Source organism: Streptomyces sp. NPDC092369 (assembly GCF_044755245.1).
Classification (GTDB): Bacteria; Actinomycetota; Actinomycetes; order Streptomycetales; family Streptomycetaceae; genus Streptomyces.
Genome location: NZ_JBIVQP010000003.1, coordinates 848,868 through 873,649, shown reverse-complemented (window position 1 = coordinate 873,649; position 24,782 = coordinate 848,868). Strand labels below are relative to the sequence as shown.

Annotated in this window: 26 protein-coding genes; 23 read left to right on the top strand and 3 right to left on the bottom strand. The window is 68.8% G+C overall.

The annotated features are described in order from the left end of the window. Window position 1 precedes the first annotated feature (1 nt). The 9 genes from ACIQI8_RS20845 to ACIQI8_RS20805 all read left to right on the top strand — a co-directional run bounded on the left by ACIQI8_RS20845 (window position 2) and on the right by ACIQI8_RS20805 (window position 7,860). Window positions 2–1,339 carry a CpaF family protein gene (locus ACIQI8_RS20845; RefSeq protein WP_402352469.1) on the top strand — a complete coding sequence of 446 codons (1,338 nt, stop codon included), beginning with the start codon at window positions 2–4 and terminating at the stop codon, window positions 1,337–1,339. A gap of 9 nt (window positions 1,340–1,348) precedes the next feature. Next, a complete protein-coding gene (locus tag ACIQI8_RS20840) occupies window positions 1,349–2,293 on the top strand; it encodes a type II secretion system F family protein (protein ID WP_402352466.1) in 945 nt (314 codons plus the stop codon). A 23-nt stretch (window positions 2,294–2,316) separates the two neighbouring features. Beyond that, on the top strand, window positions 2,317–3,204 hold the full coding sequence (locus ACIQI8_RS20835; protein WP_402352463.1) for a DUF5936 domain-containing protein: 888 nt from the start codon (window positions 2,317–2,319) through the stop codon (window positions 3,202–3,204). 17 nt (window positions 3,205–3,221) lie between these two features. Next, a complete protein-coding gene (locus tag ACIQI8_RS20830; RefSeq protein ID WP_402352460.1) occupies window positions 3,222–4,781 on the top strand; it encodes a sensor histidine kinase in 1,560 nt (519 codons plus the stop codon). Window positions 4,782–4,810: 29 nt separating this feature from the next. Continuing rightward, a complete protein-coding gene (locus ACIQI8_RS20825; RefSeq protein WP_402352457.1) occupies window positions 4,811–5,578 on the top strand; it encodes a response regulator in 768 nt (255 codons plus the stop codon). A 148-nt stretch (window positions 5,579–5,726) separates the two neighbouring features. After that, window positions 5,727–5,921 (top strand): Flp family type IVb pilin, encoded by a 195-nt coding sequence (locus ACIQI8_RS20820; RefSeq protein ID WP_402352454.1) that lies wholly within the window; start codon window positions 5,727–5,729, stop codon window positions 5,919–5,921. Next, window positions 5,921–6,583: a pilus assembly protein TadG-related protein gene (locus ACIQI8_RS20815; RefSeq protein ID WP_402352451.1), complete on the top strand. Its 663-nt coding sequence runs from the start codon at window positions 5,921–5,923 to the stop codon at window positions 6,581–6,583. The genes ACIQI8_RS20820 and ACIQI8_RS20815 overlap by 1 nt, the downstream gene beginning before the upstream one ends. 30 nt (window positions 6,584–6,613) lie before the next feature. Further along, complete coding sequence (locus ACIQI8_RS20810; protein WP_402352447.1) at window positions 6,614–7,204, top strand: hypothetical protein; 591 nt, start codon at window positions 6,614–6,616, stop codon at window positions 7,202–7,204. A gap of 8 nt (window positions 7,205–7,212) precedes the next feature. Then, entirely contained in the window at window positions 7,213–7,860 is a 648-nt protein-coding gene (locus ACIQI8_RS20805; protein ID WP_402352444.1) for an OmpA family protein, read from the top strand. Window positions 7,861–7,986: 126 nt separating this feature from the next. Here the strand turns inward: ACIQI8_RS20805 and ACIQI8_RS20800 are convergent, their stop codons facing one another. Further along, on the bottom strand, window positions 7,987–8,358 hold the full coding sequence (locus ACIQI8_RS20800) for a DUF192 domain-containing protein (protein ID WP_402352442.1): 372 nt from the start codon (window positions 8,356–8,358) through the stop codon (window positions 7,987–7,989). Window positions 8,359–8,472: 114 nt separating this feature from the next. Between ACIQI8_RS20800 and ACIQI8_RS20795 the strand changes: the two genes are divergently transcribed. The 9 genes from ACIQI8_RS20795 (at window position 8,473) to ACIQI8_RS20755 (ending at window position 15,844) form a co-directional block, all read left to right on the top strand. Continuing rightward, window positions 8,473–9,093, top strand: coding sequence for a hypothetical protein (locus tag ACIQI8_RS20795; protein WP_402352439.1), 621 nt, complete (start codon window positions 8,473–8,475; stop codon window positions 9,091–9,093). A 223-nt stretch (window positions 9,094–9,316) separates the two neighbouring features. After that, complete coding sequence (locus ACIQI8_RS20790) at window positions 9,317–9,970, top strand: hypothetical protein (RefSeq protein ID WP_402352436.1); 654 nt, start codon at window positions 9,317–9,319, stop codon at window positions 9,968–9,970. Further along, the gene (locus ACIQI8_RS20785; protein ID WP_402352433.1) at window positions 9,958–10,992 is read left to right on the top strand and encodes a hypothetical protein; all 1,035 of its coding nucleotides are present in this window, start codon (window positions 9,958–9,960) and stop codon (window positions 10,990–10,992) included. The genes ACIQI8_RS20790 and ACIQI8_RS20785 overlap by 13 nt, the downstream gene beginning before the upstream one ends. A gap of 144 nt (window positions 10,993–11,136) precedes the next feature. Continuing rightward, window positions 11,137–11,460: a hypothetical protein gene (locus ACIQI8_RS20780; protein WP_402352430.1), complete on the top strand. Its 324-nt coding sequence runs from the start codon at window positions 11,137–11,139 to the stop codon at window positions 11,458–11,460. Beyond that, window positions 11,457–12,809, top strand: coding sequence for a hypothetical protein (locus tag ACIQI8_RS20775; RefSeq protein WP_402352427.1), 1,353 nt, complete (start codon window positions 11,457–11,459; stop codon window positions 12,807–12,809). Before ACIQI8_RS20780 ends, ACIQI8_RS20775 begins: the two co-directional genes overlap by 4 nt. Window positions 12,810–12,858: 49 nt before the next feature. Next, entirely contained in the window at window positions 12,859–13,536 is a 678-nt protein-coding gene (locus ACIQI8_RS20770) for a hypothetical protein (protein WP_402352424.1), read from the top strand. 50 nt (window positions 13,537–13,586) lie between these two features. Further along, entirely contained in the window at window positions 13,587–14,252 is a 666-nt protein-coding gene (locus tag ACIQI8_RS20765; RefSeq protein WP_402352421.1) for a hypothetical protein, read from the top strand. 37 nt (window positions 14,253–14,289) lie between these two features. Next, the gene (locus ACIQI8_RS20760; RefSeq protein ID WP_402352418.1) at window positions 14,290–14,877 is read left to right on the top strand and encodes a dihydrofolate reductase family protein; all 588 of its coding nucleotides are present in this window, start codon (window positions 14,290–14,292) and stop codon (window positions 14,875–14,877) included. A 40-nt stretch (window positions 14,878–14,917) separates the two neighbouring features. Further along, window positions 14,918–15,844, top strand: coding sequence for an LLM class flavin-dependent oxidoreductase (locus ACIQI8_RS20755; protein WP_402352416.1), 927 nt, complete (start codon window positions 14,918–14,920; stop codon window positions 15,842–15,844). Between the two features lie 190 nt (window positions 15,845–16,034). On the opposite strand, the gene ACIQI8_RS20750 is transcribed toward ACIQI8_RS20755, so the two are convergent. Next, window positions 16,035–16,523 (bottom strand): DinB family protein, encoded by a 489-nt coding sequence (locus ACIQI8_RS20750; RefSeq protein ID WP_402354048.1) that lies wholly within the window; start codon window positions 16,521–16,523, stop codon window positions 16,035–16,037. Window positions 16,524–16,660: 137 nt separating this feature from the next. Here ACIQI8_RS20750 and ACIQI8_RS20745 point away from each other — a divergent pair, with 137 nt between their 5' ends. After that, window positions 16,661–17,467, top strand: a complete 807-nt coding sequence (locus tag ACIQI8_RS20745; protein WP_402352413.1) for a methyltransferase domain-containing protein — start codon at window positions 16,661–16,663, stop codon at window positions 17,465–17,467. A gap of 15 nt (window positions 17,468–17,482) precedes the next feature. On the opposite strand, the gene ACIQI8_RS20740 is transcribed toward ACIQI8_RS20745, so the two are convergent. Then, window positions 17,483–18,796 carry a winged helix DNA-binding domain-containing protein gene (locus tag ACIQI8_RS20740; protein WP_402352410.1) on the bottom strand — a complete coding sequence of 438 codons (1,314 nt, stop codon included), beginning with the start codon at window positions 18,794–18,796 and terminating at the stop codon, window positions 17,483–17,485. Between the two features lie 749 nt (window positions 18,797–19,545). Between ACIQI8_RS20740 and ACIQI8_RS20735 the strand changes: the two genes are divergently transcribed. The 4 genes from ACIQI8_RS20735 (at window position 19,546) to ACIQI8_RS20720 (ending at window position 24,750) form a co-directional block, all read left to right on the top strand. After that, a complete protein-coding gene (locus tag ACIQI8_RS20735) occupies window positions 19,546–20,319 on the top strand; it encodes an isoprenyl transferase (protein ID WP_123998008.1) in 774 nt (257 codons plus the stop codon). A gap of 345 nt (window positions 20,320–20,664) precedes the next feature. Beyond that, window positions 20,665–21,990 (top strand): PhoH family protein, encoded by a 1,326-nt coding sequence (locus tag ACIQI8_RS20730; protein ID WP_402352406.1) that lies wholly within the window; start codon window positions 20,665–20,667, stop codon window positions 21,988–21,990. Window positions 21,991–22,408: 418 nt separating this feature from the next. Beyond that, window positions 22,409–23,104 (top strand): transglycosylase SLT domain-containing protein, encoded by a 696-nt coding sequence (locus tag ACIQI8_RS20725; RefSeq protein WP_402352403.1) that lies wholly within the window; start codon window positions 22,409–22,411, stop codon window positions 23,102–23,104. A 158-nt stretch (window positions 23,105–23,262) separates the two neighbouring features. Beyond that, window positions 23,263–24,750, top strand: a complete 1,488-nt coding sequence (locus tag ACIQI8_RS20720; RefSeq protein ID WP_402352400.1) for an AI-2E family transporter — start codon at window positions 23,263–23,265, stop codon at window positions 24,748–24,750. The last annotated feature ends 32 nt before the right edge of the window (window positions 24,751–24,782 follow it).

The following is a 24,782-nucleotide window of genomic DNA, read 5'->3' as shown; positions in this document are numbered from 1 at the left end:
CATGAGTCTGCGGTCCCGTATCAACACCCCGGAGGAGAACGGCAGCCGGGGCGAGGACGGCCACCTGGTCGCGTCGTACCGGTCCAAGCTCCTTGAGGAGATCGACCTCGCGGAGATGAGCTCGCTGGCGGCGGCCGAGCGAAGGGCCCGTCTGGAACGCGTGCTCGGGCACATCATCAGCCGCGAGGGCCCGGTCCTGTCGACGGTCGAACGCTCTCAACTCATCCGCCGGGTCGTGGACGAGGCCCTGGGCCTGGGCATCCTCGAACCGCTCCTGGAGGACGCGTCGATCACCGAGATCATGGTGAACGGCCCGGACGCGATCTTCGTCGAGCGGGGTGGCCGGGTCGAACAACTCCCGCTCCGCTTCCCCTCCCACGACCAGCTGATGCAGACGATCGAGCGGATCGTCTCCACGGTCAACAGGCGGGTGGACGAGTCGAACCCGATGGTGGACGCCCGCCTACCGTCCGGTGAGCGCGTGAACGTGATCATCCCGCCGCTGTCCTTGACCGGCGCGACCCTCACGATCCGCCGCTTCCCGCGCTCGTTCACGCTGCACGAGATGGTCGGCCTGGGCTCGCTGGACGAGCACATGGTGTACCTGCTGGCGGGCTTGGTGCAGGCGAAGTTCAACGTCATAGTGTCGGGCGCGACGGGCACCGGCAAAACAACTCTCCTCAACGCCCTCTCGGGCCTGATCCCCGAGTCGGAACGCATCATCACGATCGAGGACTCGGCCGAACTCCAGCTCCAGCAGGCGCATGTGATCCGCCTGGAGTCCCGCCCGCCGAACGTCGAGGGCCAGGGCCAGGTCACCATCCGCGACCTGGTCCGCAACTCCCTCCGTATGCGCCCCGACCGCATCGTCGTCGGCGAGGTCCGCGGCGGCGAGTCCCTGGACATGCTCCAGGCGATGTCGACGGGCCACGACGGTTCGCTGGCCACGGTGCACGCCAACAGCGCGGAGGACGCGCTGATGCGCCTGAAGACGCTGGCGTCGATGTCGGAGGTCGAGGTCCCCTTCGAGGCGCTGCACGACCAGATCAACAGCGCGATCGACGTGATCATCCAGCTCACCCGGTTCGCCGACGGCGCCCGCCGGATCACCGAGATCGCGATCCTCGACAGCCATGGCGGCGAGCCGTACCGCCTTGCCACCGTGGCCCGCTTCCACGCGCAGCCGATGGCGGCGGACGGCCGGGTCTACGGCGTCTTCGAGTACTCCCCCCTGCCGCGCCGCACCGCCGACCGCCTCTACATGGCGAGCCAGCCCGTCCCGCAGGCGTTCGGAGTGGCCAACTCCGCGGCGCAGCTGACCACCCGAGAAGCCAGGTAGGACCGACCGATGGAACTGGACCAGCTCGTCACGCTCACCACCGGCATCACGTTGTTGACGTGTGTCCTGGCCGTGGTGGGCCTGCACGTCTACACGAAGGGCAAGGCCCAGCGCCAGGCCCTGGTCGACCGCCTGTCGGCCACCGGCCAGATCCCGACGGGCGTCCGACGCCGGCGCTTCGTCAACGTGGACCGCCGGGTGCGGCGTACGCGACTGGGCCGCAAACTCGAACTCCGCCTGGCGGCCACGGGGTTGGACGTCACGCCCGGCGAGTTCTTCGTCTACATGCTCGCCACGGTCGCCGGCCTCTTCCTCATCGGCCAGGCCTCCCTGGCCCCCTTCTTCGGCCCCATCGCCGGCCTCCTCGGCATCTGGGCGGCCGTCCAGTTCCTCAACTGGCAACGCCAGAAACGCATCGAGAAGTTCATCAACCAACTCCCCGAACTGGCCCGCATCATGGCCAACGCGACGCAGGCGGGGCTGGCGCTGAGGACTGCGATAGGCATGGCGGCGGAGGAGCTGGAGGCGCCCGCGGGTGAGGAGTTGGCCAAGGTCGCCAACCAGTTGGCCCTCGGCGTCTCGATGGACGACGCGCTGGGCGAGATGGCGGACCGCCTCCCGTCCCGCGAACTGGTCGTCCTCGTCACGACGTTGGTCCTCTCCAACCGGGCGGGCGGCCAGGTGGTGACGGCACTGCGGAACCTCACGGAGACGCTGGAGGAGCGGAAGGAGACGCGACGGGAGGTTCGGACGCAGTTGTCGCAGGTGAATATGACTTCTTATGCGGTGCCTGTGCTGGGGATCGGGTCGTTGCTCTTGATGAACAGCATCAAGGACGGAGCCCTGGAACGCATGACGGGGTCGCCTTTCGGTCAGGCCGCCGTGATCATCGCGTTCTCGATGTACGCCGTGGGCTTCATCCTGATCCGCCGCATGTCTCGTATCGACGTCTGAGAAACCGGGAGGGAGGACATCCGATGGCACTACTGCTCGCACTGGCGATGGGCCTCAGCGTCTGGGGCATCTTCGCGGGCATCCGCATGTACCGGGCCGACGTGAAACTGCCGAGCGACCTGGTACTGGCACTCGAGGTCGGCTCCACTCGTACAGGCGCGGTCGACTCGGTCGTCGACCGGCTCGGGATGCGGTACGCGCCGGCCGTCCTGCGGCTGATGGGCCCCAAACTGGTCGCCAAATACCGTCGCAAGATCGACCTCGCAGGAAACCCCGGCGGCCTGACGATCAACCGCTACGCGGCCCGCCGCGCGGTCTACGGCTTCCTGGGCGGATTCGGCGCTCTGGTGATGCTCATGAAGGGGCACCTCCTCCTGGCGCTGCTCCTCCTCGCCTTCGGCGTGTTCTGGACGGAGGTCGGCATATGGTCGGCGATCCGCATCCGCAAGGACGTCATCGAACGCACGCTGCCGGACTTCCTGGACGTACTCGCGGTCGTGGTGAGCGCCGGCCTCGGCTTCCGGCAGGCGCTGGACCGGGTCTCCAGCAAGTACGAGGGCCCCTGGGCGGACGAACTGCGCATCACTCTGCGCCAGATGGACCTCGGCATGGGCCGCCGCGAGGCCTTCGCGGAGCTGCGCCGGCGCAACGACTCCGAACAGGTCGCGATGTTCGTGACGGCGCTGCAGCAGGGCGAGGAGCTCGGCGCCCCCATCGTCGAGACACTTGTGTCCCTGGCGAAGGACATGCGCCGCACGGACGCGCAGAACGCCCGCCGCAAGGCGGCCCGCGCGGTCCCCAGGGCCACCTTGGTGATCACCACCTTCATGGTCCCCGCCACGATGATCCTGCTCGGCGCGGGTCTGATCCTCGGCTCCGGTACGGACTTCGGCACGATCACCGGCAACTAGGGCGGGGGACTACAGCCATGGCGACGAAGGAGCGTACCCGGTTGCTGCGCCGACGCACGCGGGCAGCGGCGATCACGACGCCCCCTGTGGGCACCGTCCTCGCGCCCCACGCGCGCACCGGCTCCGCCGATATCGTGGTGACGTCGGCGACTCCGGCGCTGCCTCCGGGCTGGGAGGGGTCCGACGCCCTGATCGGGGCGATACCGTCGCAGCCTGGACCGCGGCGGGAGACGTGGCAGCCCGCGACAGCATCCGTGCCAGGGCCCGTTACGACGACCGCCGACGGCGCCCAACCCGCACTCGGCGACGAGGGCGCTGGGGGTGGCCCGGACTCCGGCGCACCCGCCCCGACGATCCCCATCCAGATCAATGCCCTGCAGGCGATGTGCCGCCAGGTCTTCGGTTTCCGCCTGGCGATGATCGCCCTCGCCGCCCCGGCCGCCCTCCTGAACGCGGCCCCCGGTCTGGGGGCCCATCTGGTGGCGGCGGCCGTGCTGGTCACCTTCATGGGTTCCTACGTACTGTTCCGCGACTGGGAGCGCTTCGGCTCCCTCCTGCTGCGGCACCCGACCCTCCTGGCCGTGGACACGCTCTTCGGCGCGCTGCTCCTGGTCGCGGCCGGCCCCGACAGCACCCTCGCGTACGTGAGCGTCTGCACCCCGCTGCTCGCGGGCCTCGTCTACGGCTGGCGAGGGGCCGGCCTCTTCGCGTCCCTCCAGGGGATCGTCCTCGTGACGGTCTACGCGAGTTCGAAGGACCTCCACCCGACGGTCGCCGAGGCGCTGCTCCTCCCGGGCTTCTGTGTCATCACCGGGGCCGTGGGGGTCACCCTGCGTCTGCTGATGCTCCGTTTCGGTGCCGCCACCCAGGCACTGACCACGGTCCAGGCCCGCCTGGCCGTCACCGAGGCGATCAGCGCCGAACGGGCGCGGCTGGCCAGGGAGATGCACGACTCGGTCGCCAAGACCCTGCACGGTGTGGCCCTGGCGGCGGAGGGTCTCGTGGCCTCGGCGGGCGCCGACCGCCTCGACCCGGCACTGGTGAAACAGCAGGCGGAACTGGTGGCCCGCTCGGTCCGCAGAGCCGCGACCGAATCCCGAGAACTCCTCGCAGACCTGCGCAGGGAGGCAGACCCGGACCACGTCACCGACGTCCTGGTCGAACTTGCCGCCCGCACCCGGGACTTCGGGTCCCGCACCGGGGTGGCGGCCCACTACCGTCCCACCGGGGAGCACTCCGTGCCGCCCGTACCGCCCGCTGTGGCCCGCCAACTCCTCACCATCGCCTCGGAGGCGATGGAGAACGCCCACCGGCACGGGTGCCCCACCCGGGTCGAAGTGAGCGCGGGCGTGCACGGCGGCTCGCTGTGCATCAGCGTCTACGACGACGGGTGCGGCTTCCCGCCCGATGCCACCCTCGAACAGCTCCGCAGAGCGGGCCACTTCGGCCTGGTCGGCATGGTCGAGCGGGCCGCCTCGGTGGGCGCCCGCATCCGCATCGGCCGGGGCGACCACGACCGAGGCACGGAAGTCCGCCTGGAACTCCCCCTGGCCGCCCTCACTGCTTCGCCCTCATAACCCCCCACGACACGAAAGGAGGCCGCCCCATGCCGGACGAGATGACCCTGCGCGTCGTGGTGGCCGACGACAACCCGGTGGTCCGGGCGGGCCTGACGGCCCTGCTCACCGGCCGCGCGGACATCACGGTCGTGGCCGAGGCGGCGGACGGCCGCGAGGCGTACGAGGCGGCCCGGCAACTCCGCCCGGACGTGGTCCTCCTGGACGTCCGCATGCCACGTGTGGACGGCCTCTCGGCGCTCCCTTACCTGGTCGAGATCGCCCCGGTCATGATGCTCACGTACAGCAGCGAGCCGGAGATCGTCCAGGAGGCTCTGCGGCGGGGCGCCGCCGGCTATCTGGTGCACGGCGAGTTCACGGTGGACCAACTGGTCGATGCGGTTCGGGAGATCGTAGGAAGTGCGATTGCATACGGATCAAGTCGTCCCGTCGTCATCCGTTCTCATCTCCAAGAACCCCTTCCTGCAGGCAGTTTCAGGTACTCTCCGCCCATCGTCTCCGCTATTTCTTCAGAAAACCTTTCGCAAGTGCAACCAAGTGTGAGACAGTCGTCGTCTGGGTGGTCCGGCGGCCGTCCGGCAGCTCCCGACCGGTCGAAATACCAACTGAGCACGAGGGAGGCGGAGATCATGGACCTCATCGCATCCGGAATGAACAACCAGCAGATCGCCGCCACGTGCTTCATCAGTGAGAAGACGGTCAAGAACCACATCAACCGCATCTTCGCCAAGCTCCACAGCAGCAGTCGCTCCGAGGCCGCCGCCAAGTGGCTCGGCACGGCACGGGGATTGGGGTGACCAGTGGGGACGAAGGGGAGCAGGACGTGGGTCCCGGTTCTGGAGCGGATCCGGATTTGGGCCCTGGGGCCCTCTGGCGCGCAGGGTGTTCCGGCGTACGTTTCTCGTGTCGACAGCGCCACCGGCACTGAACCCGGAGGGGAACACCATGAGCAACTGGATCAACACCACCGCCGCGTACCTGCGGACCCGCGCCGCTCGCGACGACAAGGGCCAGACGGCGGTCGAGTATCTGGGCATCATCGCGGTGGTCGTGGCGATCATCCTGGTTCTTCTCAGCACGGACTTCGGTGGCACGATCGCCGACGCGATCACCACGCAGATCGGCAAAATCACTGGCTGATGCGCAGGCGCGACCTCAGCGACGCAGGGCAGGCGTTCCCCATCTACATCACGGTGGTCGGGGGCCTGCTCTTTCTCGCGTTCGCGTACCTTGCGGTCGGCCAGGCCGCGGCGAATCGGAACGGAGCCCAGACGGCCGCCGACGCGGCGGCCCTCGCGGCGGCCCAGGACAGGCGGGACCAGCTGGCGGACCAGTGGGTGGCCGACGTCCTCGACCCGACGCAGTGGCAGGACATCTTCGACGGTGACGTCGCGGACCTCGCACCTTCCTGCGGGCGTGCGGACCAGCTCGCGGCGCAGAACGACGCAACTGTGCTGAGCTGCGTACCGCAGGGACTGCTCGGCTTCACGGTCCAGGTGAGGACCAACCGGACCGTCGGGAAATCCGTCATCCCCGGTACGGAGGACAAGCGGTCCACAACGGATGCCACTGCCGTCATCCAGTCCCTGTGCACCTTCGATCCCCCTGCCGAGGACCCCGGGGACGGCGATCCGGGACAGGGCGATCCGGGACAGGGAGATCCGGGGGACGGTGATGCGGGAGACGTCGTGCTGCCACGGCTCACCTGCGATGACGGCGCGTTCTGGGATCTGGACCCGGAGCACCTCACCGAGCTTCCCCACCCCGAGGACCTGTTCGACGTCCATCTGGCCGACCAATAGCGAACGACGAGTGACGAAGGAAGCAGAAGCATGAGCATTCGGTTCACTGCGCGGGCTCGCAGGGGGATGGTCGCACTGACCGTCGCGGCCGGCCTGGCCGTCGGCATGGCGGGCTGCGGCGGCAGCGGTGACGACAAGAAGCCGGAGGCGACGGCTTCTGCTTCCAAGGGCGATTCCAAGGACGACGGATCCAACCCCAGCGCCCAGGAAGGCCAGTCGGACGACCCCCTGGCCGAACTGAAGGGCTCGGACGGCTTGTTCCTCCAGGTCACCTCCGCGGACCGCGACTCCGGTGGATTCGTCACGGTGAACGGCACCTTGAAGAACGACAGCGCGAACTCGGTCACGGTGCCGTCCGCCCTACGCGGGGACGAGACCGAAGTGATCGCACACGGCAGGTCGTTGGGCGGCGCCACCCTCGTGGACTCCAAGGAGAAGAAGCGCTACTACGTCCTACGGGACACGGAGGGCCGCCCGCTGACGACCACGGGCTTCTCGATCCTGAAGGCGGGCGAGGAACTCTCGGTCTTCATGCAGTTCCCGTCGCCACCGGCGAGCACGACCGAGGTCTCCCTCCAACTGCCGACGTTCTCCAGCGCCACGATCAAGATCTCCGGGTGAGGCCGGCAATGACCCGTACCCACACCCGCTCGACCGCCCCACGGCTGCTCGTGGCGGTCACCGCGGCCACTGTCATGGTCGCCGCCAATGTCTACGGCGCGGTCGGGGCCCACGCCGACGACACCCCCAGCGTCCCCCCCGGCACAGAACCCTCCGCCTCCGCCCCCGTCCAGGTGGATCCCAACGACCCCGACCTCAAACTCCCCGAGGGCGCCACCCTCGCCACCCCCAAAGTCCTGGACATCAAATCCGTCGTAGAGGACCAGAGCGGCGACGAACGCCGTGAGGACACCAACTCCGACGTCAAGTTCGCCCTCCAGGCCGAGGTCCTGTTCAGCAAGAACAGCGCGAAGCTGAGCGCCGACTCAAGAGCCCGCATCTCATCAATCGCGGCGGAGATCAAAAACCAGAACGCAACAAAGATCCGAGTCTTCGGCTTCACCGACAACCTCGGCTCCTCGGCCCACGGCGACGTCCTCTCCCGCCAGCGCGCCAACGCCGTACAGGACGTCCTGGACCAGGAACTCAACGACCCCACCATCACCTTCGAGGTCCGCGGCTACGGCGAGCAGTACCCCATCGCCGACAACTCGACGGAGGACGGCCGCAAGAAGAACCGCAGGGTGGAAGTGTCATTCCCGCGGACGGAGAACTGACCGCGGACGCCCCCACGCACCACTCGCAGGCCGGAGGCCCGCCCCACTACCCGGGACGGCCCTCTTCGCATGCTCGATCGCTCCCGCGGATCACCCCGTCCGCAGCCCCAGCCCCAGTCCTGCCAGTCAGCCGACGGATACCTCCACCCGCACCCCCACCCGCAACCCCCACCCCGCCATAGCCCCGGCCTCCGCCTCCAGCACATGTCGGGAACGCAGCCGAGGCAGCCCCAACCGCCCGGGTTTCATGGTGCGTACGGCGATGACGTTGAGGCGCCGGTCGAGATAGGCGACGTCGATCGGGATCCGCATCCGAAAGGTGTGCACGCCGCTGGCGGGCGACAGCAGAATCGCCCCGTCGACGGAGTCCCGCCCCAACAGCCCTTTGGTACGGGCCCGATAGGAGGTGGCGACCTCCAACGGAACGGAGACACCCCGCACCCCACCCTCCGCCCCGACGACCAACTCCCCGCGCCCATCCCGCCACCGCCGAGCCATTCCCACAACCTCCACCCCACCCGCCTGCCGTCCGCACCGAACGTACCCGCACCGAACGCCCCACTGACTACCGTTGCCCACTCCACCCGAACCTCGCCCCACCAGGAGCCGATCGTGACCCGCCGTCCCGCCCTGCGCCCAGCGATCACACTGACCGCCGTCGCGGCCCTGTCGCTGACCGCGTGCGGCACCGACGACAACTCCGCAAAGGAGTCGTCGGCCTCACCGACGCCCTCGTCGTCGACGACGTCCGACCGCCCCAGGATCGAGTTGCCGTCGGACCTCTCGTACACCTTCGAGTGGTCCAGGACGGGTGACGAGGACAAGGACGCGGTCCTGGCCGACAGCGAACAATCCATCAAAGCCGTGGACCTGGCCATCGCCCACCAGAATGCTCTCGACGGGGCGTACCTCTACTACTACGAGGGCGAAGCGGCCGCCGCTACGCAGGAATTCATCCAGGCCTACGTCAAGGCCAAGGCCCGCGTCACGGGTGCGTACCGCTATTACGACGCGAGTGTCGACGTCAGCGCGAAGGACAACGCCTCACTCGTGTACTGCGAGGACCAGAGCAAGGCCTACGACATGTACCTGAAGCCGGAGAAGATCAACAAGACGTCGGTCACCAAGAACAGCTACGTCCTCTACACCACACAACTCCGCAAGAACACCAAGGGCGTCTGGGTCGCAGAGAAGCTGACTTCCCTGCGCGGAAGCGACAAGTGCCAACCCTGACCACTTTCACCTTTGCTTGTTCATGAGTGGAATGATCGGCTCACATCGCTGCACGGTGAACACGTCGGCGCGTTATGTAACTGTAATGACTCAAGTGGTCCCGGGTGTGGGGGATTTGACCTCATACGCTCCCTGGGTTGACCGGCGTCACCCTGGTGTCACCCCATGCCGCTGGATAGCGTTGGTTCGCTCAAGAGAAGCCTCGCCCCACCAGGAGCCGACCGTGACCCGCCGCCCCACACTGCTCGCAGCGATCACACTGACCGCCGCTGCGGCCCTGTCGCTGTCCGCATGCGGCAACGACGACAGCTCCGGCAAGAACGACAAGATCGCAGGCGCCGACACCAGCAAGGAGCCGTCGGCTTCCCCGACGCCCTCGACGTCGACGGCGTCGAACCGCCCAAAGATCACGCTCCCGTCCGACCTGACGCTCGACTTCGAGGACACGAAGACCGGCGACGCGGTCAAGGACGCCGTGCTGTCGGACAACGCGGAGCGCATGCGTGCCGTCGACGCCGCGATCACGGGGACCGACCCCAAGGGCGAGGCGGTCGGCTACTACAACACCGGCAAGGCGCTGGACGCCGCCCTGTCGTGGATCGCCGAGTTCAATGACGCCGGCGCCACGATGACGGGCTCGGCCCGGTACTACGACCGCCAGGTGACGCTGAACGGCAAGACCTCGGCCGGTCTCACGTTCTGCGCGGACGAGAGCAAGGGCTTCAGCAAGGACAAGAAGACCGGGAAGGTCTCCAAGACGCCCGTCACCAAGAACAGCTACGTCTTCTACAACACCAGGTTGGACAAGAACCCCGACGGTGTCTGGCAGACGTCGCAGATCATTTCCACAAGGGGGGCGGCTCAGTGCCAGCCATAAGGAGAGTCTCGCTCGGCACCGCCGTCATGGCAGGCGTCCTGGTATTCACGTCCAGCCCGTCGGCCTGGGCCGATTTCGTGCCCGGCGGAAAGGGCAACGGCTCCGAGACCCAGGAGCAGGGCGGCAACGAGGGCGACAAACTCACCTCGACCGCGGGAGCCATCGTCTACGACCGTTCCAAGAACGGCTCCGGCGAATCCGTGGGCCCCGTGACCTCCACGACGACCTGGACCCCGCCCGCCTGCTACTACGCCCCGAAATACACCCCCGAGCAACTCGAGAAGTACCTCACACCGATCTGGGAAGCCGGTTCGACGGGCTACGAGTGGGACGCCGAGCAGCGCGCGAAGTACGTCGAGGGCAAGCCCTACAAGGACTTCAACAAAGAGCAGGCCGGCAAGGGCTTCTGGTGGGACTCGTACGTCACCCAGGGCCGCGAGGGCGACCCCGCCGCGCTGAACTGCACGAAGCCCTACTTCTGGGTCGCCACCAACGAGGCCCCACCCGCCGACATCCCCGAGGCGGTCACGCCGGAGATGCTCGCCCAACTCGCCTACGCCGAGATCCGCGTCCCCTCCACGAAGATGGACCTCGCCCCGGCGAACACCACGAAGGTGAACCTTCCGACCTGGGCCTGGCTGGACGCGGCGAAGTTCAAGCCGGTCTCGGTCACGGCGAGCGTCCCGCTGCTGCAGATCTCCGCGACGACCACCGCCACGCCGGTCTCGGTGAAGATCGAACCCGGCACCGCGGATGCCCAGACCTACCCCGCGTCCGGCGTCTGCCCGCTCAACGGCGACCGCATCGGCGAGCCCTACGCCAAGGGCAAGGCCGGCAAGACCCCACCCTGCGGCGTGAAGTACCTGCGCTCCTCGGGCGACGACACCTTCCCGCTCAGGGCCACGGTCACCTGGGAGATCCACTGGACCGGCACGAACTCCCCGGGCGGCGACCTCGCCCCCGGCACCTTCGGCGCCACCCAGAACGTCGTCGTACAGGAAATCCAAGCCGTCAACCGCTGACCCAGCACCCCAGTCCACCCGCTTCCACCTCCCCGTGTCCGGTAAGCGCTCCCCCTAAAGAGGGGAGCGCCCCACGGTCCGTCACAAATCCCGGACGCGGTCGTTCCTCCCATCGGTGCTGATCAACTGGGACAGGGGCGGGGCATGGCGGAACGCTTGGTCGTCGACGGCGACGAGCTCGCGCATTTCATGAAGCTGCTGAGGAAGTCGAGCAACTCACTCAACGGACTGCGCAGGACACTGGCCGACGCGACCGTCGCCGGGCTCGGGACCGACGATCTGGACTCTGCCTGCGAGGACTTCCAGGAGGACTGGAAGGACGGCACCGAGCAGATCGGTGAACAGACGGAGGGCCTCGCCGAGATCATCGGCAAGAGCCGGGACAGCTACCGAGAGGTCGACAAGGCGCTGGAGGAGGCGCTGAAGAAAGCTCGGGGCGGAGATGTCAGGGCGAGTGGTGCGAAGTGACGTACACCCCTGGTATCGAACGACCGGGCGCGGCTCTCGACCCCCGGTCCCGAGCGGATCTCGACAAGCCGCAAGGCCTCAAGTCGTCCCGCCCGATGGCCAATCCGCACTACCCGCACCTGGGGTTCAACCCCGCGCCGGGCAGCACCGACACCGTTTGCGATCTGCGGAAGAAGCTCACGAACTGCGCCAAGGTGCTGGAAGAGACCCACGGCCTGGTCACCAAGTTGCTGGACGGCAGCTATTGGCGGGGTGATGCCGCCGTCGCCTTCCGGAAGCAACTCGGTGACGGCCCGTTGCCGCTCAATCTGAAGAACGCCGCGCACTCGATTCGCAAGGCGGCCAAGCAACTCGACCGGTGGGAGGGCGAACTCGACGACTTCCAGCGGCGCGCCAAACGCCTTGACGGCGATGCGAAGGACGCGCGGGCCGTGCTCGACCGGGCCAAGGGGCGCGCGAGCGATGCGGAGAACGATCCCGGCCTGCACGACAAGGGCTCCCGTCGCAGCGACGCGAAAGCCGCATTGACCCACGCGAACACGGCCGTTGCAGAGGCGCAGGCCGAGCTCGACAAGGTCATCGGCAGGGCGAAGAAGCTCGCTGAGGAGCACGAGGAGAAGGCCCGGCACCGGGCCGGCAGGATTCGCGATGCCACGAGGAGGCTGGCGCCGCACGAGCCGGGCTTCTTCGAGGACGCCCTCGACTGGCTGGTCGAGAACCTGCCGGACATTCTCAGTTGGGTGGCGGCAGGTCTCGCCATCGCCGCCCTGTTCGTCGTCACCGGCGGCACCGCCGCGGCCGTGCTGCTGCTGGCCGCGTCCGCATTGAGTGCGGGCGCGTTCGCGGGGAGGCTGCTGAATCCCGAGGTCCGTATGTCCCTGTGGGACGGCGTCCGGCACGGGGAATTCGATGCCGATTTCTGGAGCAACGCGACCGGTGTCGCGGCGGACGGACTTGGGGCACTTCCTGGACTGGTGGCCGTCACGAAGGGAATGCCCTTGGTGGTCAGGGGAGTCGGGGAGGCGGGTGAGGCGCTGACGCTCGGCCAGAGGTTCGTCGCGGCCGGAAGCAAAACGGTCTCCGGCGCCAGGGAGTTCACCGAACTGCACAATCCGTTCACGTCCTGGGTGGTGGAGAAAGCACCTCGCCTGGCCAAGACCGTCGAGGTCGTCGAAACGGTCGCTCCGTGGGCCGGTTTCGCCACTGCCTCGTACGGCGTCGCCGCCAGCCGGTTCGACTCGCTGGAGAACGATGGCGTCGCGAATTCCGGTACCGCGGCGGACGGCTTCTTCCTGGGGCCGGTCGACGTGGCGGAGACGGTGGACCTTGCCCGGCGCGCCTTCCAATAGATCCCAAGCTGCTCAACTCCTCGAAATAAGTGGGAAGGCGACCCCTGACATGAATGCGATCCACCACCCTGTGGCGTGGGACCATCCGCCGACCCGTCATGCGTGGACGAGACACATGGCCATGAACGTGACCGGACTCGTCGGCTGGCCCGCGGTCTGGATCGCGCTGCTGGGCGTCTCGACATACACCCCCAACTGGGTCGTATGGATCTTCCTGCCGTGCTTCCTCTACGGCTTCTACCGGTTCGCCAATCAACTCACCTATTTTTCCTGGGCCTTTCGTATGCGCCGCATCCTGCGCGCGTACGCGTGGCAGATCCTCGAAGGCGTGCCCAACGGGATCGGGAAACACCCCCATGCTCGGGACGACGGCATGTGGTTCGAGTTTCGGAATCCGGCTGATCCGGATGGGAAGGTCCCGTTGGTGTTCATCAAGCATCAGCGGTCGTACTGGTGGCTTAGGCGCATGGACGGACCCGGCACCAAGCCCGAGCGCAGAGCAGAGATCGAACCCCTCTGGTTCGCCGGCGACCCGCGTTTCTTCGCGGTCATCGCCGCGCCTGCTCGGGGCGGCAAGATGCCCAAGCGCCTCCATCTCCTCTACCAGCGCCCCGTGTTCGACCGCCGTTGCGCACCCGAGAACTGGGATGCCGCATCCGCGGACATCGAGCGCGCCCGTCGCGCAGGCGCCGTACAGGTCGGCCACATCCCGCAGCCGCACCTGTAGTGCAACCGACTACGCACCCGCACGGAGCCCCGCGAACCATGACGGCCCCCATGCCGAACCTCGTCATTCATCCCCGCGCCAGGACAGAGGGAGACGGCATCTGGTTTCTCAGGCCACCGGGATTCATCTCGTTGCCTCTCGACTCCCTCTCTGCCGAGCCCGCTTCCCGGAAGACCGAGGCCCTGCGGGATGCGATGGAGCCTCTCCTGGCCACAGCCCCCGACGAACCGACGCGACAGCGTTTCGCCGCTGATCTCCTCTTCGCCGAGCGGCTGTTCGCCACCTTGCGCACGGATGGCACCGTCCACTGCTCCCTGGGTCTGCACCGAAACGACACCGGCAGCGGAGAGGCCGGCATGCTGCTCTCCCTGTTCACCGTCACCTGGGTGAACACCGCGTGGGCTCCCCGAGGCGTCACCGCAGCCCGCGCCGTAACCGCTGGCGAAGGCCACGCACATCTCGAATACGCCGAAATGCCCTGTGGGCCGGCCTCCTTCAGCGAGAGCGTCCGCACGCCCCGCGCGGACTCAGGCATTCCGCAGATGCCCCTGCTCCAATTCCACGCCCACCTGCCGCATCCTGACGGCACGAGCCTGGCGCTCCTCACTCTCAGTACAACGGCCACGGCCCACCGGGACACCTTCCGCGGCCTTCTGCGTCAGATCGCGGAACTCGTCAGTTTCGACGACCCGTTCGCGGCGGGCTCCCAGGGATGATGGCAAGGACGTGAGCCAGGAGAAGGAGAAGTGGCAGATGCCGAAAATCGTGTTGATGATGTCCGTATCCCTCGACGGCTACATCGAAGGCCCCGACAAAGACATCTCCTGGCACACGGTCGACGCCGAACTCCACCAGCACTTCAACGACGAGATCGGCCGGCTGGGCGTGCTGCTCAGTGGGCGGGTCATGTATGAGTTGATGGCGGACTTCTGGCCCACCGCCGACGCCGATCCCGAGGCCGACGCGGTGACCGCCGAGTTCGCCGGGATCTGGCGGGAGTTGCCCAAGGTCGTCTACTCGCGGACGCTTCCGCGGGCCGAGTGGAATGCCACGGTCGTGCGGGAGATCGTGCCCGAGGAGGTCGTGGCGCTCAAGGAAGGCGCCCGGGGGGATCTCTGGGTCGGTGGGGCCGGTGTCGGCGGGGAGTTTCTGCGGCTCGGGCTCGTCGAGGAGTTGCGGTTGTACGTCCATCCCGCGCTGGTCGGGCAGGGGACCCGGCTCTTTCCGGAGGGGACCGACATCGCCGCCTCCCTCCGCCTCATCGAGAACCGCGTCTTCGGCAACGGCGTCGTGCTGCTCCGTTACGGCACGGACGGGGGCGCGAGCAGCGACTCGGCGTAAAGGTGTTGTTCCTCCTCCCCGCGCCGGGTAGGAAAGGTCCATGACTGGACTCGGCGCTGTGTTCCGGCCCCAACTGCCCCCTGAGCGACTGCGTTCCGTCGCCCGGCTCGCCGACGAGACCGGGCTGGAGGAACTGTGGCTGTGGGAGGACTGCTTCCGGGAGGGCGGGATCTCCACCGCCGCGGCCGCCCTCGCCTGGACCGAACGGGTACGGATCGGCGTCGGCCTGCTGCCCGTGCCGCTGCGCAACGTGGCCGTCACCGCCATGGAGGCCGCCGCCCTGCACCGCATGTTCCCCGGCCGTCCGATCCTCGCCGTCGGCCACGGCGTGCAGGACTGGATGGGCCAGGTCGGCGCCCGCGTCGAGTCGCCCGTGACCCTGCTGCGGGAGCACCTCGTCGCGCTGCGCGCCCTGCTGGCCGGGGAGCGGGTCACCACCAGTGGGCGGTACGTGAAGCTGGACGACGTGGGGCTCGACTGGCCGCCGGCCGAACCGGTTCCCGTTCTCGCCGGCGCCACCGGACCCCGCACGCTGCGTCTCGCCGGTGAGGCCGCCGACGGCACCGTCCTGACCGCCAGTACCCCTCCCGAGGGGGTACGCCGGGCCCGTCAGCTCATCGACGAGGGCATCGAGCAGGGGCGGCAGACGCGGGCAGCCTCCGGCCCGGCCGCCGCCACCCTTCCCTCCCCCGAGAACCGAGCTCCCCGGCACGAAGTCGTCGTCTACCTCCTCGCCGCCACCGGCCCCGACGCCCCCGCCCGTCTCCGCGCCGAACTCGCCACCGAGGGCGTCGAGTCCGTCCCCGACCTCGGTGTCGCCGGAGACGCCGGAGCCGTCGCCAAGGCGGTACAGCGGCTCGCCGACGCCGGCGCCGACACGGTGATCATCCAGCCGACGGGCGACGAGCCCGACCCCGAGGGATTCGTACGGTTCGTGGCGGAAGAGGTCCGGCCCCTCGTCCCGTAGACCTAGCCCTTCGTCCCCTAGACCTTGCCGTTCGTCCTGTAGACGCCGCCCCTCGGTCCCGTGGACCTAGCCCTCCGGCCCGTAGCCCTTGCCGTTCGTCCCGTAGACGCCGCCCCTCGGTCCCGTAGACCTCGCCGTCCGTCCCGTAAACCCTGCCCCTCGTCCCCCGGCCGTCACGCGAGCGGAGCCGTCAGTCCCGGCGGTGATCGCCGGCCGCCCCGTCGAGCAACTCCCGCACGATGTCCATGTGCCCCGCATGTCTCGCCGTCTCCTCGATCATGTGGACCAGGGTCCAGCGCATCGACACGGAGTGCTCCCGCCACGACGGTCGGCCCAGGTCGTCCAGTGACCGCTCGGCGATCATGCGGTCGGCGGCGGCGCGGGCGCGGCCGTAGAACTCGATGATCTGTCCGGTCGTCTCGCCCTGGTCCGCGCGCATGTCCTCGTCGCTGTACGGGTCGAACCACAGCGGCTCGGTCTCGCCGCCGAAGGTCTCCACGAACCACCCGTACTCGACCGACCCGAGGTGCTTCATCAGACCGAGCAGGGTCGTGCCCGACGGAGTCATCGGGCGCCGCAGTCCCTCGTCGTCCATCCCCTCCAGCTTCCACAGCACCGCGTCCCGATGCCGGTCGAGACTCGCCCGCAGCGTCTCCTTCTCCTCGCCCGCGTACGGCATGCCCGGAGTCGTCAGGCCCGCGCCGCCCGTCGTGTCCCCCACCGTCGTGTCCCCAGCCACCGTGCCCGATCCGTCACCAGTCGTCATGCTCGAAAAATTAGCAGCGACCACTGACAACGCCCTGCCACGATGACCTCATGGACGTACACCGCCGCACTTTCGAAGACCTTGTCGCAGAAGGCGTCGCCGTCCCCACCGAGGGCTGGGACTTCTCGTGGTTCGAGGGGCGGGCGAGCGAGGCACGGCCCTCCTGGGGGTACGCCCGTTCGATGGCGGAGCGTCTCGCGGGGGCCACCGCCGCGCTCGACGTCCAGACCGGGGGAGGGGAGGTCCTCGGGTTCGCCCTCGCCTCCGTCCCCCGGCCGCTGCCCGGCACCGACCGGCGCCCCCTCCTCACCGCCGCCACCGAGGGCTGGCCGCCGAACGTCGCCAAGGCCACCGCCCTGCTCCGCCCGTACGGCGTCGCCGTCGTCGCCTCCGAGGAGGACGCGCCGCTGCCCTTCGCGGACGCCGCCTTCGACCTGGTCGTGAGCCGGCACCCGGTGCGCGCGCACTGGCACGAGATCGCCCGCGTGCTCCGGCCCGGCGGCACCTACTTCGCCCAACACGTCGGTCCCAGCAGCGTCTACGAACTGGTCGAGCACTTCCTCGGCACCCAGTCCGACGAGACCCGCAACGCCCGGCACCCCGACCGCGAGCGCGCCGCCGCCGAGGCCGCCGGTCTCGAAGTCGTCGAACTGCGCGCCGAGACGCTGCGGATCGAGTTCTACGACATCGCCGCCGTCGTCCACTTCCTGCGCAAGGTGATCTGGATGGTCCCCGACTTCAGCGTGGAGAAGTACGAGGACCGGCTCCGCGCCCTGCACGAACGCATCGAGTCCGAGGGCCCGTTCGTCGCGCACAGCACCCGGCACCTCTTCGACGCGCGCAAGCCCTCCGCCTGAGCGCCCCCGCCCCCGTCACGCGTGCGGCCCCGTCGTCACCGCTCCGATCACCAACTCCGCCTCCGCCTCCAGCACTTCCCCCACCCGTCGGACCCGCTCGCCCAACTCCCGTTCCTGGCGCGCCGTCAGCCGGCCGAGCGGCTCGACCGTGACCGTCGTACGACGTCCCCGGCGCCGTTGGTGCCAGACCCCGGCCACGACCCCGTCGACCAGCAGTACGGGGAAGTTGCCGGCCTGGCCGCCCGCGAGGGCCCTTCGGTACGCGGCCCCCGGGAACAGCAGCTCCCGAGGCTGCGCGGCGATGGCGTAGGCATCGAAGTACGGCAACAACCGCACCCCGCGCGGAGGTTCGGTCGGGAACGCGGTGTCGCCGGCCACGACCCACGCGACCCCGCTCCCGTCCCCGGCACCCTTGGACCCGGCACCCTTGGACCCGACACCTTCCAGCGCCACCCCTTCCGACGACATACCCTCCGACGCCACCCCTTGCGACCCAGCCCCCTCCAGCCCCACCTCCTCGATCTCCCCCGCCGCCGCCAGTTCCCCGAACAGCCGCCCCGCCCAACCGCCCCGCGCCGCCAGCCACTTGGCGAAGTGCGCCGGTGTCGCCGGGCCGTAGGCGTGCAGATAGCGGCGTACCAGCTCGCGTAGCGCCTCGTCCGGTGGCCGCGGGACGAAGTGCGGGGGGCGGGTGTACGTCACCTTGCGGCCCCGGTTCGGTCCGAAGCAGAGGGCGCCCGACTGGCCGGCCCGGTGCATCACCTGGCGCCAGCGCGGCCACAGGTCCTGGAAGGCGGGCATCACCCGGTCGCCGGCCCAGGGCCCGGTGCGGGCGACCACCGCGTCGCCCAGTTCGTCGATGGTCAGACAGGTCCCGTCGAGCGCGTCCCCGATCGCCGCCACGATCTGCCGTGCCTGCTCCTCGGTGACCCGCACGTCCGGCGCGAACGGACTGGCCCCGCCCGGGATCGCGGGCAACGCCGAGCACCACAGGGGCAGTTCACGCGCCGCCAGCAGATGCACGGTCCCCCGCGGACCGTACGTCTTCACCAAGGAGGGCGGCTTCTCCGAGGCGGCCGACTTCACTGACGGGACCGACGCCCCGTCGCCCGGCACCCCGGCCCACAGTCCCGCCCGTACGTCCGCCCGCGTCAGCCCGGCCGCCCGCACCCCCACCGACACCTCCGCCGCCGACAGCACCTGCGCGTGCGTCGCCAGCATGGCGCTCACCACATCGGCGACCGGCGTGCCCTCCGGCGCCGGGTTGGCCAGGAACTGCCGCTCCATCCGACGCGCGCTCGCCTGTTTCCACGTGATCGTCAGAGTCATGGGCCGACGGTAGAGGGCGAGTAGGACAGGAGGTGGCCGCCATGGCATAACGCCCCCACAGCTCCCGCCGACGGCGTATTCGCAGGCAGGGGCGGGGTTTCCACATTGTTATCGAGGTCGGCTCGCATGTGGGCCTATGGCTCACGTAAGTTCGTACCAAGGTAATTCGCGTGAGCAAAGCTGCGCGGGCGGTACCGCGCAGTGGAGGGGGCTGCGCGGTGCCGATTTCTCTGTTCTCCGTGACCGTCCGTTTGTGCCCATGTGCGCGTCAAGTGAGCGTTCGCCGACGGGGTCACCCACCCGGGGGACGGGTAAAACCCCTGGGAATCCGCTGTGTTTCGGCCATGTATTCGCTTCGGAAGGGCCCTTCTGCGGCCATCGGCGCGTCGCCGTTCGATTCCGGAGAGTAGTTGTGGCACGCCGATGCACGCAGCATCACTTACGAAGGGTTATGGTGGAAACCCCCCCTCGGGCCGGTCCGTATCCCCCCCACGGACCGGCCCGTTTTATGTGGGCGGACAGGGACACCCGGAGTGGACGCTCACGGCAGGCACCCGGGGGTCGCGGGAACCGCTCGACCGGCCCCCGCCGTCCTGCACTCGGCGACGCATCCTCAAGCACCGCAACTTCAAGCACCGCGTCCTCACCCACCGCGTTCCCGACCGCCGGACCCCCCAACTCGGGTGCGGCCAGGCAGCGGTACGCTGCCGGACGCGGGGACCGCCACCGTACGGAGGGGCTGACATCACGTGAACCTGCGCGACAAGCTGCGCGGCCTGCTGGTCAGGCTCTACGCACGCCGGGTGGAAGGCCACCTGGACCACGCTCAGGTGCCCAAGCACATCGGCGTCATCATGGACGGCAACCGCCGTTGGGCGAAGGCCGCGGGCTCCACCACCGTGCACGGCCACCGGGCCGGCGCGGAGAAGATCGAGGAGTTCCTCGGCTGGTGCACCGAGACGGACGTCGAGGTCGTCACCCTCTGGCTGCTGTCGACGGACAACTTCGACCGGCCCCAGGACGAGCTCGGCCCGCTGCTCGGCATCATCGAGGACGTCGTGCGCACCCTCGCCGCCGACGGCCGCTGGCGCGTGCACCACGTCGGCACCCCCGACCTGCTGCCCGGCCAGATGCAGACCGCGCTGAAGGAGGCCGAGGAGGCCACCGCGCTGGTCGACGGGATAGTGGTCAACGTGGCCATCGGCTACGGCGGCCGGCAGGAGATCGCCGACGCCGTCCGCTCGATGATCCTCGACGCCCACGACAAGGGCACCTCGATGGACCAGCTCGCCGAGGCCGTCGACGTAGACATGATCAGCAAGCACCTCTACACGGGTGCGCAGCCCGACCCCGATCTGGTGATCCGTACCAGCGGCGAGCAGCGGCTGTCCGGATTCATGCTGTGGCAGTCGGCCCACTCGGAGTACTACTTCTGTGAGGTCTTCTGGCCGGCCTTCCGCAAGGTCGACTTCCTGCGCGCACTGCGCGACTACGCGCTGCGCCACCGCCGCTACGGAGGCTGACAGCGGGCCCGTGGGGGCCGGCGGGGCGGTCCTGGCGACATCGGGACCATCCCTTTTGGGGCGGAAGTAACAAGGAGTTCACCGGGGCGCCGTCATATGCCGTGGCATGGCGGCGCATGTTCGAGGGCATAAGCCAAGCAGGTCGATGCCCGAACCACGGGTGTCGGATCTCAGCGGACGGCACGGGGCCGTCCGCCCGGGAGGCCCTTTGCACCAGCTCGACCGTGCGGTCACGGCACGGAAGAAGCAGTGGAGGGCCGGTTCTCGGCCCGTGCACAGCGGCCGTCGACCGGTCCAGCTCCACTCCGTCGCTCCCCGACCTCATCCGAGGGGGTACGTCCTTCCGTGGTGACCAGCACAAAGCGCCGTATGCCAGACCGGCGCACCTATGTTCTCGACACCAGCGTCCTGCTGGCCGACCCGAACGCCATGACCCGCTTCGAGGAGCACGAAGTAGTGCTCCCCATCGTCGTGGTCACGGAACTGGAGGCCAAGCGGCACCATCCCGAGCTCGGGTACTTCGCCAGGCAGGCCCTGCGCCTGCTCGACGACTACCGGGTGAAGTTCGGTCGCCTCGATGCCCCCATCCCGATCGGGGAGCTGGGCGGGACCATCCGTGTCGAGCTCAACCACTCGGACCCCAGCGTGCTGCCCAGCGGCTACCGCCTGGGGGACAACGACTCCCGCATCCTCGCGGTCGCCCGCAATCTGCAGGCCGAGGGGTTCGACGTCACGGTCGTGTCCAAGGACCTGCCGCTCAGGATCAAGGCCTCGTCCGTCGGGCTCCTCGCCGAGGAGTACCGCGCGGAACTCGCCATCACGGGCTCCTCCGGCTGGACCGGAATGTCCGAACTGACCCTGGCCGGCGAGCAGGTGGACATCCTCTTCGAGGAAGGGCACGTGTACGTGCCCGAGGCCGCCGACCTTCCCGTGCACACCGGGCTCACCATCCAGTCCGAGCGCGGCAACGCGCTGGGCCGGGTGACGTCCGAGGGCAACGTCCGCCTCGTGCGCGGCGACCGGGAGGCGTTCGGCATCAAGGGCCGCAGCGCGGAGCAGCGCATCGCGCTGGATCTGCTGCTCGACCCGGACGTCGGGATCGTGTCGATGGGAGGGCGGGCCGGCACCGGCAAGTCGGCGCTCGCGCTGTGCGCGGGTCTCGAGGCGGTCCTGGAGCGCCGCCAGCACCAGAAAGTCATGGTCTTCCGGCCGCTGTACGCGGTGGGCGGACAGGAGCTCGGCTATCTGCCCGGCTCCGAGGCCGAGAAGATGGGCCCCTGGGCGCAGGCGGTCTTCGACACGCTCTCCGCGGTCACCAGCCGCGAGGTCATCGAAGAGGTCACCGCGCGCGGGATGCTCGAAGTGCTGCCCCTGACCCACATCCGCGGCCGCTCGCTGCACGACGCGTTCGTGATCGTGGACGAGGCGCAGTCACTGGAGAGGAATGTCCTGCTGACCGTTCTGTCCCGGATCGGCGCGAACTCACGGGTGATCCTGACCCATGACGTCGCCCAGCGGGACAACCTGCGGGTCGGTCGCTACGACGGTGTGGTCGCCGTCGTGGAGAAGCTGAAGGGGCATCCGCTCTTCGCGCATGTCACCCTGAACCGGTCCGAGAGGTCCCAGATCGCGGCTCTTGTGACCGAAATGCTGGAGGACGGGCAGATCTGACCCAAGTGCTCAACTTGCGGTAGCTACTCGTTGGTTGGCGCCGCCCGGAAAGGCCAAGAGCCTAGCCGGGCGGCGCCTTCGCGTGCCGGTGTTTCTCGAATTCACCGGCGTCAAACGGGATGTGAGCTTTCACACGCAACTCAGAATTGCCACCCGGCGTCCGGTTACGGCAGAGTCTCACTCCTGTCAGGCCCCGCATACGACACACCTGTGCCCCCAGCGGTACAACGCAACAGCAGCATCACAGCCAACTGAACAGCGTCGTCGTATGCCGCCCGAGCACCAAGCGGCGCTCCCCTCGTGGGAGTTGCCCACCGGGCCCGTGCCTCCCGTGACCCCGCAGTTGGGAGGCCAGTGTTCAGGGGCACGATTGCGTCCGCCAGGGTCACCGAAGCGGGCGATGCTGGAAGGAAACCGTGTGAGCCGGATCTCGGTCCGGGGATTCGCAGTGGTCTCGGCCACCGCGGTCACCGCCGTCGGAAGCGTCGTGGGCGTTGCCTCGGGCAGCGTGGCGCAGAACAACGACGCAGAGGCGACGGCAACCGATGCGACGCTCCTCGCGGACATACCCGCGGGCCAGCAGGCCCACGTGCAGCTGGCGTCCCTGACGCAGCAGGCGGACGCGCAGGCCATCGCGGCCGACGCGAGCGCCAAGAAGGGCGCCGAGGAGTCGGCCCGCAAGGCAGCCGCGAAGACCGCCCTCGAAAAGAAGGCGGCCGCCGAGAAGGCGGAGAAGGAAGCCAAGGAGCGCGCCGAGGCCAAGAAGGCCGCGAGCCGCACCAGCACGCGTGACGCTTCCTCCTTCCCGGTGCAGAGCTCGTACTCGGTCTCCCAGATCCAGGCGATCGCCCGCCAGATGGTGCCGAGCGCCCAGTTCCAGTGCTTCAGCAACATCGTGGACCACGAGTCCGGCTGGAACATGAACGCGGTCAACGCCTCCTCCGGTGCCTACGGTCTCTTCCAGGCACTGCCCGCCTCCAAGTACTCCTCGGCGGGCTCCGACTGGCAGACCAACCCGGCCACCCAGATCAAGTGGGGCCTGAGCTACATGGACGGCCGCTACGGCAGCCCGTGCGAAGCCTGGTCCTTCTGGCAGGCCAACAGCTGGTACTAGGCCTCGAAGCCTGAGCCGCCGCGTCGAAACCGACGGCCGCACCTCTCAACCTCGCGCAGCCCCTCCCCGTCCTTAGGGGAGGGGCTTTCGCCCTGTACGGTCGGACGCGACGACTCCAGGGAGGAGTGGTGGTCACAGACGGGGGTAGAGGGCGAATCATGTCGCGCGTGCCTGGATGGCTCGGCCGGATCGGCGCCGGACTCACGGATCTGAGTGAGCGGCTGGATCAGCGCCGGGCCGAGGTGGAACGGGAGAGTTCCGACTCCGACGTACCGTCACCGCCCGTCGCGCCGGAACCGGACCACCAACGCGCGGACCGCGCCCAGGCGAAGGCGTCCGCGCCCGAGGGCCCGTCGGCCGACCGTCCGCCCACCAAGCCAGTCGCGACCGTCAAGCGCGCCTCCGCGCCCCGGCAGCTCACCGTCCGCCCCGATCCCGCCCAGGCCGTGCCCTGGGGCGTTCGGGTGGCGGCGGAGGCCGGCTGGCGCCTGCTGGTGCTCGCGGGCACCGTGTGGGTGCTGATGCGGGTCATCAGCGCCGTACAGCTCGTCATCCTCGCCTTCGTGATCGCGCTGCTCATCACGGCGCTGCTGCAGCCAACGGTGGCGCGGCTGAAGCGGCACGGGGTGCCGGGCGGGCTGGCCACCGCGCTCACCGCGATCCTCGGCTTCTGCGTGATGGGGCTGATCGGCTGGTTCGTGACCTGGCAGGTCATGGAGAACATCGACAACCTCTCCGACCAGATCCAGAACGGCATCGACGACCTGCGCAACTGGCTGTTGAAGAGCCCCTTCCACGTCACCGACAAGCAGATCAACCAGATCGCCAAGAATCTGCGCGACGCGGTCGGCGCCAACACCGACCAGATCACCTCGGTGGGCCTGGAGGGCGTGCAGGTCGTCATCGAGGCCCTGACCGGGATCCTGCTGGCGTTCTTCTCGACGCTCTTCCTGCTGTACGACGGTGAGCGCATCTGGGGCTGGGTGCTCAAGCTGGTTCCCGCTGACGCCCGGCCCGGCGTGGCGGGTGCGGGACCGCGCGCCTGGCACACGCTGACGGCCTACGTCCGCGGCACGGTGATCGTCGCCCTCATCGACGCGATCTTCATCGGCGTCGGCATCTACTTCCTCGACGTGCCCATGGCCGTCCCGCTGGCCGTGTTCATCTTTCTGTTCTCCTTCATCCCCCTGGTCGGCGCGGTCGCCTCCGGCGCGCTCGCGGTGGTCGTCGCCCTGGTCACCCAGGGCGTGTTCACCGCGGTGATGACCCTCGCGGTGGTCCTCGCCGTCCAGCAGATCGAGGGCCACATCCTCCAGCCCTTCATCCTCGGCCGCGCGGTCCGCGTCCACCCCCTCGCGGTCGTCCTGTCGGTCGCGGCGGGCGGCATGGTCGCGGGCATCGGCGGCGCGGTGGTCGCCGTACCGCTGGTGGCGGTGTCGAACACGGTGGTCAGCTATCTGAAGCGGTATTCGGAGGAACAGCGGGCCGAGGAGCAGGCGCTGGAACGCGAGGAGGAGCTGGAACGGGAACCGGAGCAGGATCCGGGGCAGGATCCGGCGCAGCGGAACCCGCGGGACGCGCCTCCGTCCGCCGATACCGACCCGTCCTCGGATCGCTCAAATACGGCGTCGAACGAAGTGAATTGACACGTCCTCGGGCGTAACTTCCGTCACCTGAA